13 protein-coding genes, 1 tRNA gene and 1 pseudogene are annotated in these 12,345 nt (G+C 53.9%); 7 read left to right on the forward strand and 8 right to left on the reverse strand.

The features are described 5' to 3' along the window. The first annotated feature begins 1 nt into the window (after window position 1). Window positions 2–385: an oxalurate catabolism protein HpxZ gene (hpxZ, locus tag ETA_RS14290; protein ID WP_012442338.1), complete on the forward strand. Its 384-nt coding sequence runs from the start codon at window positions 2–4 to the stop codon at window positions 383–385. Between the two features lie 71 nt (window positions 386–456). Here the strand turns inward: hpxZ and ETA_RS14295 are convergent, their stop codons facing one another. Next, complete coding sequence (locus ETA_RS14295) at window positions 457–1,464, reverse strand: restriction endonuclease (protein WP_193345517.1); 1,008 nt, start codon at window positions 1,462–1,464, stop codon at window positions 457–459. 179 nt (window positions 1,465–1,643) lie between these two features. On the opposite strand from ETA_RS14295, the gene ETA_RS14300 reads away from it, so the two are divergent. Next, on the forward strand, window positions 1,644–1,880 hold the full coding sequence (locus ETA_RS14300; RefSeq protein WP_042959080.1) for a restriction endonuclease StyLTI: 237 nt from the start codon (window positions 1,644–1,646) through the stop codon (window positions 1,878–1,880). A gap of 45 nt (window positions 1,881–1,925) precedes the next feature. On the opposite strand, the gene puuE is transcribed toward ETA_RS14300, so the two are convergent. Genes puuE through ETA_RS14315 form a run of 3 tightly spaced genes read right to left on the reverse strand, consistent with a single transcriptional unit; the run spans window position 1,926 to window position 4,382 of the window. Beyond that, complete coding sequence (gene puuE / locus ETA_RS14305) at window positions 1,926–2,882, reverse strand: allantoinase PuuE (RefSeq protein ID WP_012442340.1); 957 nt, start codon at window positions 2,880–2,882, stop codon at window positions 1,926–1,928. A gap of 43 nt (window positions 2,883–2,925) precedes the next feature. Continuing rightward, entirely contained in the window at window positions 2,926–3,669 is a 744-nt protein-coding gene (hpxA, locus tag ETA_RS14310) for an allantoin racemase (RefSeq protein ID WP_042959082.1), read from the reverse strand. Next, a complete protein-coding gene (locus ETA_RS14315; protein WP_012442342.1) occupies window positions 3,666–4,382 on the reverse strand; it encodes a GntR family transcriptional regulator in 717 nt (238 codons plus the stop codon). The genes hpxA and ETA_RS14315 overlap by 4 nt, the downstream gene beginning before the upstream one ends. A gap of 145 nt (window positions 4,383–4,527) precedes the next feature. Between ETA_RS14315 and ETA_RS14320 the strand changes: the two genes are divergently transcribed. Next, complete coding sequence (locus tag ETA_RS14320) at window positions 4,528–6,024, forward strand: NCS1 family nucleobase:cation symporter-1 (protein WP_042959085.1); 1,497 nt, start codon at window positions 4,528–4,530, stop codon at window positions 6,022–6,024. A 44-nt stretch (window positions 6,025–6,068) separates the two neighbouring features. On the opposite strand, the gene ETA_RS14325 is transcribed toward ETA_RS14320, so the two are convergent. Beyond that, a tRNA-Asp gene (locus ETA_RS14325) sits at window positions 6,069–6,145 on the reverse strand. A 122-nt stretch (window positions 6,146–6,267) separates the two neighbouring features. Then, complete coding sequence (dnaQ, locus tag ETA_RS14330) at window positions 6,268–7,017, reverse strand: DNA polymerase III subunit epsilon (protein WP_012442344.1); 750 nt, start codon at window positions 7,015–7,017, stop codon at window positions 6,268–6,270. Here dnaQ and rnhA point away from each other — a divergent pair. Further along, entirely contained in the window at window positions 7,010–7,537 is a 528-nt protein-coding gene (rnhA, locus tag ETA_RS14335) for a ribonuclease HI (RefSeq protein WP_162012983.1), read from the forward strand. The genes dnaQ and rnhA overlap by 8 nt on opposite strands. 47 nt (window positions 7,538–7,584) lie before the next feature. Here the strand turns inward: rnhA and ETA_RS14340 are convergent, their stop codons facing one another. After that, window positions 7,585–8,286 (reverse strand): methyltransferase domain-containing protein, encoded by a 702-nt coding sequence (locus tag ETA_RS14340; RefSeq protein ID WP_012442346.1) that lies wholly within the window; start codon window positions 8,284–8,286, stop codon window positions 7,585–7,587. A 45-nt stretch (window positions 8,287–8,331) separates the two neighbouring features. On the opposite strand from ETA_RS14340, the gene gloB reads away from it, so the two are divergent. The 3 genes and pseudogenes from gloB to ETA_RS20470 all read left to right on the forward strand — a co-directional run. Further along, window positions 8,332–9,087: a hydroxyacylglutathione hydrolase gene (gloB, locus tag ETA_RS14345; protein ID WP_012442347.1), complete on the forward strand. Its 756-nt coding sequence runs from the start codon at window positions 8,332–8,334 to the stop codon at window positions 9,085–9,087. 71 nt (window positions 9,088–9,158) lie between these two features. Then, on the forward strand, window positions 9,159–10,541 hold the full coding sequence (gene mltD / locus ETA_RS14350; protein ID WP_042959087.1) for a murein transglycosylase D: 1,383 nt from the start codon (window positions 9,159–9,161) through the stop codon (window positions 10,539–10,541). Window positions 10,542–10,662: 121 nt separating this feature from the next. Further along, window positions 10,663–11,224, forward strand: a pseudogene (locus tag ETA_RS20470) (DDE-type integrase/transposase/recombinase); the annotation flags it as partial. 201 nt (window positions 11,225–11,425) lie between these two features. Here the strand turns inward: ETA_RS20470 and ETA_RS14360 are convergent. After that, window positions 11,426–12,232 (reverse strand): endonuclease/exonuclease/phosphatase family protein, encoded by an 807-nt coding sequence (locus tag ETA_RS14360; protein ID WP_012442350.1) that lies wholly within the window; start codon window positions 12,230–12,232, stop codon window positions 11,426–11,428. Window positions 12,233–12,345: the final 113 nt, after the last annotated feature.

The raw sequence follows: 12,345 nt of genomic DNA on the forward strand, positions 1-12,345 counted from the left end.
GATGAAAAATGAAGCCATTAACCAGCCGGCGACCGTGGCCGAGGTCACAGCGGCGTTTTATCGCTATGAACAGGCGCTGGTCAGTAACGATATTGCCGTTCTGGATGAACTGTTCTGGCACGATGAGCGTACCGTGCGCCTCGGGGCCGGAGAAAATCTGTACGGCATTGAGGCAATACGCGCCTTTCGTGCCGCCCGCCCGTCAGCCGGGTTAAACCGCCGTTTACAGAATACGGTCATCACCACCTTCGGCGATGATTTCGCCGTCTGTAGCACCGAGTTTACCCGTGTGGGTAGCGAGAAGATCGGCCGCCAGCAGCAGACCTGGGTCAAACTGCCCGTCGGCTGGCGCATTGTCGCGGCACAGGTGAGCTTGATGGGGTGAGGTTGCGGCGGGCAAAAACGCCCGGATGTCGCACTTTTCGTTACAGGGCGACATCCGGGCGGCAAAGAAACTTATGCGGGTAAATAGGTTCGTTTTAGCGGAACCAGTAGTTTAGTTTCGATATCGACCAGTTCATAGTTTTCCAGTAGAGCACGTACCAGGTCGTCCAGCGTCCACAGCGTTAGCGGGATCGTTGAACGATCGGCTTCATAGCGCGCATCTTTGGAAAAACCGCCGGTGCTGACATACAGCCCGCGATCGTCTTTATGGCGGCCGCCAATAAAGCTGCGGATCTGATGACTGCTCATTTGCTCACGGCGGTGTTTGACTTCAACAATAATTCGGGGATTTTCAAAACCGAATCCATCCGGGGAAGCGATGATATCCTTGCCGCGATCGGCTCCTGCGGGTGAAACCTGGGTTTTGTAGCCCATGCTGCGTAAAACGCCCGCGACCAGGTGCTGCATTTCATCCCAGTCCAGGCGATTGATACGATCCTTAATTCCTTCAAAAGCGACCATTTCCATATCGCGTAACGGATCGGAAATAACCTCTTCATCATCAATCACTTCAGGGGGCTGTGGGGGAATAACCGCCGCGGCCCGATCGCCATATAACAGTTCTTTTACGGCATATTCAGGCAGCTGGAAGACCGTTAGCGTAGAACCAAGCGGGTTTTTCGTCGCGGTGCTTAAGTCGTCGCGATTGATCTCTTCAGTATTCCACTTTACCCGGCGGGTCATGCTCATTCCCCGTTCAAGCCACTCCGAGTGATACTCAAAATCTGAAATGACCTGACCTGACAGATAGGTACGGTTGGCTGGCGAATAGGTGATAACCCAGTCGCCCTGGCGGATTTCATTGATAAAGCGCCAGATTTGCGATCTGCCGGAACGCGCCGTACCCAGTTTAACCTGCGGTTCATGCTCGAGGTAAATGGCCAGCAGCCGATCGCGGGAAAGTCCGGGTTTGACGTAAGGGGCAAGCGGTGACCAGCCAATGGCGACAACGCTTTCGTCACGAAAATGATCATAGAGCCTGCCTGCATCACCACGAACCATCCACATTTTGCTTTCCATAGGTTCCTTATCCCATTAATTATAATGATGTATTTAGGTGATTTTCCGTTAGCCCTACTGTATCAATTCTTGCCCGGATACGATGAACTTATCCCGGATAACCAGCAGGCTGCGGCCTGAAAAAAACCGCTTTTAAGGTATCATGTTACGCAAGTTTAACCGAGGGACAAGATACCGCTATGCCATTTCTGGATTGGGTCAATAGAAATCAGGCTAAAGCCGTCAGTACAGCCGTGCCTTACCCTCTGCTGCAAAAAGAGGCCGGATTGGGTACGCCGTCCAAAGACAATATGATAATACAAGGGGATAACCTGCTGGCGCTGTATGCGGGCCAGGTGAAATGTATTTTTGTCGATCCGCCTTGCAATATCCAGTCCGCTCTTAAGCACTATGATGGCAGTACGCAGATCCATTAATCACGCATTGCCTGCTGACGATCCGGCAGGCACTTTTACTCATGATCACACTTCAGGCGGATGCGTTTCCATCCAGTGCTCGGCAATCTGCTGACGGGTACAGATCCAGACCCGATCGTGCTTCTGGATATGATCGAGGAAACGCTGCAACGCGCGGAAACGCCCTGGACGCCCCAGCAGGCGGCAGTGCATCCCTATTGATAACATCTTCGGCGCATGTTCCCCTTCCTCATACAGCACGTCAAAACTGTCCTTCAGATAGGTATAAAACTGCTCGGCGGTATTGAATCCCTGCGCCGTGGCAAAGCGCATATCGTTGGTTTCCAGGGTGTAGGGGATAATCAAATGCGGCTTAACCGTGCCGTCCTGACAGGTGACCCGCGTCCAGAACGGCAGGTCGTCGCCGTAGTAGTCGCTGTCATAGGTTAAGCCGCCCTGTTCCACCACCAGCCGTCGGGTATTGGGGCTGTCGCGCCCGGTGTACCAGCCGGTCGGCGTTTTGCCAAACAGATCGGTCAGGGTATCCAGCGCCAGCTGCATATGCTGGCGTTCGGTTTTCGCATCCAGCCCCTGATAGTGGATCCAGCGCCAGCCGTGGCTGACCACATCGTAATCCGCTTCTTTGATCGCCGCGACAATCTCCGGGTGACGCGCCAGCGCCATCGCCACGCCAAACACCGTGAGCGGCAGACCGCGCCGCTGAAATTCATTGTGGATGCGCCAGAAACCGGCGCGCGAGCCGTATTCATACAGCGACTCCATCGACATATGCCGCTCAGGGTAGCTGGCCGCGCCGATGATATCTGAGAGGAACTGCTCACTGCCGGCATCGCCGTGCAGCACGCTGTTCTCTGCGCCCTCTTCATAATTCAGAACAAACTGGACCGCAATTTTTGCCTTAGCGGGCCAGGCGGCGTGCGGCGGTTCATTCGCGTAGCCGCGCAGATCGCGCGGGTAGTTTTTATTGAAGCTGTACTCTTTTTTTTCCGGGGAACTACTCATAATAACGGTCCTTAGCGGCGGAAAAGCAAACGGGTACGAACTTTCAGCTCAGAGATTCAAACTGACCCGACAGGTTTTTTTTCAGTGGAAAGGCGAGATCGCCATGCTTGCTGGTGCCGAGGCCTAATGCGACCAGCGACTCCACCATTTTGACCGCGGCCGTGACGCCATCAATCACCGGCAGGCCCAGCTCACGCGTCAGATCCTGCGCCAGGTCGGCCATGCCGCCGCAGCCGAGAACAATAGCCCCGCTGCCGTCTTCACGCATTGCCTGTATACAACGTTGACGCACTTTTTCCTGCGCCAGCCCGCTGCCATCCTCGAGCGCCAGTACCGGCAGGTCGATGGCGTGCAGCGCCGCACAGTGATGTTCAAACCCATACTGTTGCAGCAGGTGGCGCGCGATGATCAGCGTGCGCGGCAAGGTCGTGACGATAGAAAAGCGCGTGGCGACCAGGGTTGCCATGTGCATCGCGGCCTCGGCAATGCCGACCACCGGCCCCTGTGCCAGCTCACGCGCCGCCAGCAGGCCGGGATCGCCGAAACAGGCGATCACATGCCCACAAACTCCCTGCGCACGCCCGGCTTTAACCTGTTCCAACACGCCGATAGCGGCTATCGCTTCATCAAAATGCCCTTCTATGGAGGGCACGCCCTGACCTGGGCATACCGCCAGTATCTCGGTATCTGCCGCCGCCACCGCCCGCGCTGCCGCGCCGATGGTTGCCGTCATCGCCCTGCTGGTGTTCGGGTTGATGACCTGAATGATCCGTTTGTTACCCATCATCTTACTCCTTTGACTGCGAACAGCCGGGCAAAGTCCGGCAGCGTTTCACCCCCGCGCTCAAAACGCAGACTGGCGATGATATGATCGAAATGTTGCCGTAGTGCGTCAGTGAGTTTAGCCAGGGATCTTTCCCGCAGCAGTACCACCAGGCGATCGTGATCGTCACAGCGGCAACCCTGCTGCCAGGGCGCGCCGTAGGCGGCAACCACCAGCGAGGATCGCCGGGTGAGGCGCGTGACGATGTCGGCCAGCACCTGATTACCCGCTATCGCCTGTAGCTGAATATGAAAAGCGGCAGACAGACGAATGGCCGCAGCACCATTATGGTTATCATGCGCCTGCTGCTCCTGCTGGTTAAGCTTCTCCAGCGCGGCCAGGTGCGGACTTTGACAGTGAGCCAACACCTGCGGCAAATTCGCACATTCAATCAGACTGCGCGTGTGAAAAATATCCTGCGCCTCTTCAACCGTTGGCGTGGCAACCTGTGCACCACGTTTGGGCGTCAGGGTGACCATCTGCACCGCCGCAAGGCGCTGTAGCACCTTGCGAATGCCGGTACGACTGACGCCAAATACTTCGCACAACGCCTCTTCCGGCAGTTTGCTGCCCGGCGGCAGCTGATGTTCTACGATAGCCGTCATCAGCGCCTGATAGATGGGTTCATCACTGCCGCCCAGCTCTGAGGCTATTTTCAGCCCGCTTTCACTCTTCATGCCCGACCTCACTCAACCTGATTGACCGCCAGAATCGTACACAGTAATTATTATTTTTGTATACATGAAATTTCGATCTGGCCCGGTTCCTGCAATGTCTCTTTCAAGCCAGTTTACAGATAGCTCAAACAGAGGAGCAGGTTTCATGCCAAACAGTCCACATTCTTCCACACCAGCGGCACCCGGCACCGCTGCTAACTACAGTCCACGCCTGTGTAATGAGGATCTGGCACCGACCCGTGACCAGAACTGGAGTTGGTACAATATTTTCTCTTTCTGGATGTCCGACGTACACAGTATGGGCGGCTATGTGGTTGCCGCCAGCTTCTTTACCCTCGGGCTCGCCAGCTGGCAGGTGCTGCTGTGCCTGCTGGCCGGTATCTGTATTGTTCAGCTGTGCGCTAACCTGGTGGCGAAACCAAGCCAGATGACCGGAGTGCCTTATGCCGTGGTCTGTCGCCAGGCATTCGGCGTGTTTGGTGCGAATATCCCGGCGGTGATCCGTGGCCTGATCGCCTTTGCCTGGTACGGTATTCAGACCTGGCTGGCGTCTAATGCGCTGATGCTGGTTTCCCTGAAGTTCTGGCCGGGGCTGGCTGCACTGACGCACACATCATGGTTTGGATTGTCGCAACTTGGCTGGATCTGCTTCGCAACGATGTGGCTGTTACAGGCGATGGTGTTCTGGCATGGCATGAATGCGATCAAACGCTTTATTGATGTGGCTGGTCCGGCCGTCTACGTGGTGATGGGGGCGCTGGCCGGTTGGATTGTATACAAAACCGGTTTTGACGGCATTTCGTTTACGCTGGCAAGTAAGGCATTGTCCGGCAGTGAGCAGGTATGGCAGATGATTACCGCCACGGCGCTGGTCGTTTCGTACTTCTCCGGCCCGCTGCTGAACTTCGGTGACTTCTCGCGCTACGCTAAAAGTATGGGAGAGGTGCGCCGGGGTAACCGCTGGGGACTGCCGTTTAACTTCCTGCTGTTTGCCATCGTGACCGTGGTTATCGTTTCCGGTACGCAGTCGCTGTTTGGCCGCATGATCACCGATCCGATTGAGACAGCCAGCATGGTCGGCAACGATCTGGCGGTGGCGCTGGGCCTGCTGACGATGATCACCGCGACCATCGGCATCAATATCGTCGCCAACTTCGTTTCTCCGGCGTTTGACTTCTCCAACTGCTCGCCGCAGAAAATTAGCTTCCGTACCGGTGGCATGATCGCCGCGGTGGGTTCTGTGCTGCTGACGCCGTGGAACCTGTTCCAGTCGCCGGAGCTGATCCACTATACGCTGGATGTGCTGGGAGCCTGTATCGGGCCGCTGTTTGGCATCCTGCTGGCGGACTTTTATCTGATCAAACGCAGCCAAATTTCCGTCGACGATCTGTTTAACGATACGCCTCAGGGTAAATACTGGTATCACGGTGGCTTTAATCCGAAAGCCATTGCGGCGCTGTTGCCTGCGGTAGCCGTGGGTCTCGCAATCAGCTTTACCCCTTCCCTGCATATGGTCGCCAACTTCAGCTGGTTTATCGGCGCGGCGCTCGGTGCCGGTATCTACCGCTGGGTGGCGCGTGATGAGGTGGCCAGGCGCGGAACGCAGGGTTATGCCCGCAGCACTGCGTTGCAGGAAGAATAAAACGACGAAAGGCCGATTCGTGAGAATCGGCCTTTCTGGATACTTGGCGGAACGGACGGGGCTCGAACCCGCGACCCCCTGCGTGACAGGCAGGTATTCTAACCAACTGAACTACCGCTCCGCGCTGTGTTCCCCGTCGGGAACGAGGCGGATATTACGGGGCCAGGTGAACTTCGTCAACGATTTTTCGTTTATATACGGTCAACTGTTCTTTTTTTCAACGTAACACGCGGTGAAGCGGGATCAGCCTTCAATTTCCCGTGGACGCCACAGGCAGCTGCCGCCTTTTTTCTCCACCAGATCAAGCCGTGCCTCATGGGCGAACAGTTCCTCTTCGCTGGCGCGCACCACGCGCAGGCCGGAAGACGGACGTGCGATCCGATGAACCGTTTCACCGTCTTGCTGCTTTCCCCGCTCCCCTTCCATTGAGAATGCCAGCGAGGTCTGCCCGCCGGTCATCGTCAGGAAGACTTCCGCCAGAATTTCGGAGTCAAGCAACGCGCCGTGCAGGGTACGTTTGCTGTTATCTATCTCGTAACGTGAGCAGAGCGCATCCAGGCTGTTGCGCTTGCCGGGAAACAGCCTGCGCGCCATCGCCAGGCTGTCGGTGATTTTGCAGAAGGTGTCGGTTTTCGCAATCCCACGCTGTAATTTGGCAAACTCATAATCCATAAAGCCGATATCAAACGAGGCATTATGGATGACCAGCTCCGCACCGTTTATATAGGCGAGGAAGTCATCGGCGATCTGCGCGAAGGTCGGTTTATCCAGCAGGAACTCGTCGGCAATACCGTGTACGCCGAACGCTTCCGGATCGACCAGCCGGTCGGGTTTGAGATAAACATGGAAGTTATTGCCGGTCAGACGGCGGTTGATCACCTCAACAGCACCGATTTCGATAATGCGATGCCCCTCATAGTGGACACCGATCATATTCATACCGGTGGTTTCGGTATCAAGTACGATCTGACGCGTTGTATTTACTGTGCTCATAGGACCCGTTTATGTCAGACTTGGCGTTTTTTCTACAGGGAGTCTACCAGAGATGCTTAAGCAGGTAGAAATTTTCACCGACGGTTCGTGTCTGGGCAATCCGGGTCCCGGTGGTTACGGCGCGATTATGCGTTATGGTAAACATGAAAAAATCTTCAGCGCCGGTTTTCGCCTGACGACCAATAACCGCATGGAAATGATGGCGGCGATCGTGGCGCTGGAAGCGCTGACGCAGCCCTGTGCCGTAGTGCTGAGCACCGACAGCCAGTATGTCCGCCAGGGGATCACCAGCTGGATCCATAACTGGAAAAAACGCGGCTGGAAAACGACCGACAAAAAGCCGGTCAAAAATGTCGACCTGTGGAAACGATTAGATGCCGCGCTCAGCCATCACGATATCACCTGGAAATGGGTAAAAGGACATGCTGGCCATGTTGAAAACGAGCGCTGTGATGAGCTGGCGCGAAACGCAGCTGGGAACCCGACCTTAGATGATGTTGGCTACACGTCTGAGGCATGATTTTTGTGGATCGCAGCCGAACGATATGGCGCGGCGGCAAGGGCGCGCTATTGGCTGGTGACGCCCACGGCGTGCAGCTGCCGTTTTCTCGCCATGTTTTTCGCCGGGTTCTTAGTCAGTGGGAAAGTGCGCTTGCGTGCCACGATCAGATTGATGCAGCCCAGTGCGGGGAGATGCGTGCTGATCATCTTTCCGCCCTGACGACTCCAGGGCAACACTTGCAATCGCGTGCGCTGTATCACCTCATAATTTAGCAGGCTAAGCCAGTCCAGTAGGCGCATCTGACTGTACATTTTGCTATTCCAGGGAACACGACGGTGGAGGCCCGGTATCAGTTTGCCTATCCCCAATACGCTGAAAAGGTTAAAACCGCTGAGAATAATCCAGCCATCATCAACCAACACGCGATCCACCTCGCGCAGAAGACGATGGGGGTCACTGCTCCATGCCAGGGTATGTGCTAACAGGCAGGCATCCACCGATTTTGACTCAAATGGCAGACTTATCGGATCGGCGAGAACCTGCATCGGCTCCCCGGTCATACCCACGTTGACCTGATGGGCTATCGCGCAGCATTCAGTATCAATTTCTGCACTGAGCCCGCCTATCTTCAACAGATGAAAGCCAAAAATCTTGGCAAGACAAGGGCGGAGCTGATGCGAGAGTGCATCTCGGTAATATTCGCCACAGGGGATCTGCGACCAGGATTCAGGCACATGGCGGATTTGGCGTGTTTTAGCAGGCTTCATGCTTTACCATCTTCTTTTCCATCGTGCGCATATAAAGAGGTGAATATGAATCTTACCAGCATTCCAGCCCTGCAGGATAACTACATCTGGACCTTAAATGATGATTCTGGCCGCTGTCTGATTGTCGATCCCGGAGAAGCGGCGCCGGTACTGCGTGCGATAACAGAAAATCAGTGGCAACCGCAGGCGATTTTGCTGACCCATCACCATCATGATCATGTGGGCGGCGTCGCCGAACTCTTGTCTCACTACCCTGATTTAACCGTCTATGGCCCACAGGAAACGAGTCACAAAGGTGCTAATTCACTTGTCGGCGATGGCGATCGTATCCATGTATTGGGCCTCGACTTTACCATCATTGCCACACCTGGCCACACTTTAGGACATATCTCATATTTCAGCCATCCTTACCTTTTTTGTGGGGATACGCTTTTTTCAGCAGGCTGCGGCAGACTTTTCGAAGGCACGGCTAAGCAAATGTTTGAATCATTTCAGAAACTTAATCAGCTTCCTGACGATACGCTGGTCTGCTGTGCGCATGAATATACCTTATCGAACCTGACCTTTTCCCATACTTTTTATCCGCAAGATACTGAGATAGCTCGCTATTACCATGAAATTAAGGAGTTACGCTCGAAAAATGGCATAACATTGCCGACAAAACTGGAGCTCGAACGTAAAATAAATGTTTTTTTACGCACCAAAGATGTTGAATTACAACGGTTAATTAGCACAGAGCCCGATCATCTTGACGAGTGGGAGATTTTTGCGACTCTACGCGAGAAGAAAGACAGTTTTTGAGATTTAAGGTTGTGTTGTCGGGGTCGACCACGTATTATTGCTCGTCTTTTAAGCGAACTATTGACACAAACATGAAGGCTAAAGCGATCTTACTCGCCTCGGTCTTGCTGGTCGGGTGTCAGGCGTCACGGCACGATGCCCATATCCCGGAACAGCATGCACAGAGTTTGTCTTCGGCAAGTCAAAGTGAAAATGGACAGTACACAGATAATATGTTGTCGCCGCGCTGGCAGGATGATGGAACCTCCCTTGCGCAAGACAAAGATTTGTGGAATTTCATTAGCGACGAGCTGAAGATGAAGGTTCCGGATAATTACCGGATACGCGAACAGAAACAGAAGTACCTGAGTAATAAGAGCTATCTCCACGATGTAACATTACGGGCAGAGCCGTATATGTACTGGATAGTCGAGCAGATTAAGCAACGTAAAATGCCGATGGAACTGGTACTACTACCCATAGTGGAGAGCGCTTTTAACCCACATGCGACCTCATCTGCAAATGCCGCCGGCATCTGGCAGATTGTGCCGCAAACGGGACGAAATTATGGCCTGAAGCAGACTCAATGGTACGATGGACGGCGTGACGTCGTTGCATCGACCAAGGTCGCTCTCGACATGATGCAACGCCTTAACGATATGTTTGATGGTGACTGGCTGCTGACCGTTGCCGCCTACAACAGCGGTGAAGGGCGCGTGCTCAAAGCCATGAAGAGCAATAAGGCGAAAGGGCGACCTACGGACTTCTGGTCACTTGCTCTTCCTAAAGAAACGACGGTTTATGTGCCGAAAATGCTGGCGTTGGGGCAGATCCTCAAAAACAGCAAGCGTTACGGTGTGAGTCTGCCAACCCCTAACAGAACGCGTGCTCTGGCGCGAGTTGACGTTGGCCAGCAGATTGAACTGACGCAGGCAGCCGATATGGCGGGTATGTCGTTAAGCAAGCTGCAAAGCTTTAATACCGGCTATCGCCGAGGAACAACGGCACCTAATGGTCCTCACTACATTATGGTTCCGAAGTCTAACGTTGCTAAATTGCGTGATTCGCTGGCAACCGGAGATATCGCCGCAGTGCAGCCAACCTCTCTGGCTAAGAACAGCGTTTCTCCGGCATCTTATAAGGTGCGTAACGGCGATACGCTTTCAGGCATTGCCAAACGCCTTGGCGTTCCGGTCAACCAGTTGCAGCGTACAAATAACTTACGCGGTAGCAATATTAAACCGGGTCAGACTTTAACCTTAGGCAACAATGCCGGTACGCAGCTGGCAGATAACGGCGACAGCATCACCTATCAGGTACGTAAGGGTGATTCTCTGGCCAGTATTGCAAAACGTCACGGCGTAAACATTAAAGATGTTGTGCGCTGGAATGGTGACACCCGTAATGCGCAAAATATCCGGCCCGGAGACAAGCTGACACTGTTCGTTAAGGACAATCCCACGCCTGACAGCTAGTCATTCTGACTCTTGTGTACATATGTTGTTAAAAAGCCCGCTCAAGCGGGCTTTTTTTATGGCCGTGACCCGTCCTGAATACCTGCTTCATAGCCAGATGCAGGCAGCCCGGAAAAGGTGACGCGACAGGCTGTTCAGACTGCTGTCTGAACACCGGACGCAGGTTCCCTGCAAGCGTGCATATCACAAAACAATTCACAGTCATCACCGCTTCCGCAGGCATCCAAACCTGCTAAAAAAGGGGCCAGACCAGGTGGTGATTAGCCGTCCTGAACAGGCGTGGGTTGCAGATATTACTTATCTTCCAACCCGGAGTGATGTGGTTTATCTGAGTCTGATAACTGACGCCTACTCACGTAAAATCATGGGCTACCACGTTTATGAAAGCCTTGGTTATGCGGCGCTTCGCTGTGCCTTACGGCACAGGCGAGGTCAACTGAAACTGATACATCATTCAGACAGGGGGGCTCGACAAAGTATCAGGCTATGCATCAAAAACAGGGAATAACTCGTTCAATGATCGGTGGTGACGATTGTTATCAGAATGCGCTGGCTGAAAGAGTCAACAGGAGACTGAAAACGGAATTCTCCTGCACTGCCCGGCAGATCTGCATGAGACAAATAAAATGGCGGTAGAGTCGATCGCGATTTACAACGGAGAGCATCCGCATCTGGCGCTATAATACAAAACGCCTGATGGCTGGCTGAAGGTGTCAGCTTAAACCAGGACTAGTCACTGGTAAAAACGGCTACCCGCCGACGTTGAGCTCTCGCCACGAAGCGCGTTGCAAATGCAGATATCCAGCACGCCTGCTTCAGGCGCATCGTGCGGCCTGCCCACTTTGCTTTTCGATGCCGCGATGTGCCGAGGTGACAATAGTCGCTTAGCTCAAACTCTTCGATGTATGGACGTCAAATTCAACCAGCAGGGGATTATGGTCGGATGCGCGAGTGACCAGTACAGATGCTTCTGCCACCCCCATTCCGCGATAGAAAATGAAGTCCAGCGGGCGACCAAAAGCTTTACGTCGATGATCGTCAGTAAAGCGTACCTCACGCAATCCCATTTCCCGTGCGAAACGATAAAGCGCATTGATCCGCTGACGGCTCCACGCGTTAAAATCGCCGGCTATGATCACCGGGCCCTTGTGATGAATAATTTGTTCACCTATCGGCCCCAGCTGCTTACTGTACACGTCAATACCCAGACTAAAATTCACCGCATGAATGTTAACCACCATCAATACCTGCTCGTTTGGAAGTGGATAGGCGGTGACAAGCGCTGACTTAGAGAGGCGTAACAGCGGCTCGCGCTCGCGTAAAGGGCAACAGTAAACCGCATGCGCTGAAGCCAGCGTCATCACTCCTGAAGGATGCTGTGGCAGTACATAGGCAGGAACCTGGTCGGCAACCAGATAATGTGTGGTGGCAAAACGCACCAGCTCCGGTGTGGTTTGCGCTTCCTGTAACAGAACGAGATGCGCATCTTTGCCGAAATTTTGTAATACCGACAGCCACTCTGCACGTTGCTGCTTGAAGATATTCCAAACCAATACTTTCAGACGGGAGCCGTGGATTAACGGCACGCACGGCTCTAATTCCGCCCCAACATGCAGCAGCGCCTCAGGAGGAAATATACGCTCCGCTGGCTGACCTGCTACATATCTCATGGCATAGGTTTTTTTCCGCACGTTACCGCCTGCACTGTTGCAACTGAATGGGCTGACTATTCTTCTGTTATAGGGGCTTTATGCCCGGGTTTCAATCAGTGGCTGTCGATTGAGATGGGATAGTACGTAAAGCG

It is taken from the genome of Erwinia tasmaniensis Et1/99 (assembly GCF_000026185.1).
Taxonomy (GTDB): domain Bacteria; phylum Pseudomonadota; class Gammaproteobacteria; order Enterobacterales; family Enterobacteriaceae; genus Erwinia; species Erwinia tasmaniensis.

Coding starts and splice junctions, on each gene's coding strand:
- ETA_RS14300 (WP_042959080.1), top strand. CDS start 1,644: ATGCCATTTCTGGATTGGGTCAATAGAAATCAGGCTAAAGCCGTCAGT.
- gloB (WP_012442347.1), top strand. CDS start 8,332: ATGAATCTTACCAGCATTCCAGCCCTGCAGGATAACTACATCTGGACC.
- hpxA (WP_042959082.1), bottom strand. CDS start 3,669: ATGATGGGTAACAAACGGATCATTCAGGTCATCAACCCGAACACCAGC.
- hpxZ (WP_012442338.1), top strand. CDS start 2: ATGAAAAATGAAGCCATTAACCAGCCGGCGACCGTGGCCGAGGTCACA.
- ETA_RS14320 (WP_042959085.1), top strand. CDS start 4,528: ATGCCAAACAGTCCACATTCTTCCACACCAGCGGCACCCGGCACCGCT.
- ETA_RS14340 (WP_012442346.1), bottom strand. CDS start 8,286: ATGAAGCCTGCTAAAACACGCCAAATCCGCCATGTGCCTGAATCCTGG.
- ETA_RS14315 (WP_012442342.1), bottom strand. CDS start 4,382: ATGAAGAGTGAAAGCGGGCTGAAAATAGCCTCAGAGCTGGGCGGCAGT.
- dnaQ (WP_012442344.1), bottom strand. CDS start 7,017: ATGAGCACAGTAAATACAACGCGTCAGATCGTACTTGATACCGAAACC.
- puuE (WP_012442340.1), bottom strand. CDS start 2,882: ATGAGTAGTTCCCCGGAAAAAAAAGAGTACAGCTTCAATAAAAACTAC.
- ETA_RS14295 (WP_193345517.1), bottom strand. CDS start 1,464: ATGGAAAGCAAAATGTGGATGGTTCGTGGTGATGCAGGCAGGCTCTAT.
- mltD (WP_042959087.1), top strand. CDS start 9,159: ATGAAGGCTAAAGCGATCTTACTCGCCTCGGTCTTGCTGGTCGGGTGT.